This window comes from Gilvimarinus sp. 1_MG-2023 (genome assembly GCF_030548285.1).
This window is the reverse complement of sequence record NZ_JAUOSC010001421.1, coordinates 1-249: the sequence shown is the minus strand read 5'-3', so window position 1 is coordinate 249 and position 249 is coordinate 1. Positions and strand designations below refer to the sequence as shown.

Genomic DNA, 249 nt, shown 5'->3' with positions numbered 1-249 from the left:
CCACCGTTGAGCGCGAATGGCAAAATCTGCTCAGTCGTCATAATGGCAACCTGTCGCTGGAATTTCCGGTGCTGTCATCGACCGGCAAAGAGCACATTATCAGCTGGCGCATGACACGACTGACCAGTGCCAATACCTCCCAGGGACAGGTGTTGCTGGCTGGACTGGATATCACCGAATCCGTAGCCAACCGGCAGGCACTCGAAACCGCCAACAGCCGCATCCGGGAAGCCTTGACCCAGGCGGAAC

General features: G+C 57.8%; 1 protein-coding gene. It reads left to right on the top strand.

Annotation, left to right across the window (positions count from 1 at the left end):
* A partial coding sequence (locus Q4563_RS21525) for a hypothetical protein (RefSeq protein ID WP_303605975.1) occupies positions 1-249 on the top strand: 249 nt, incomplete at both ends.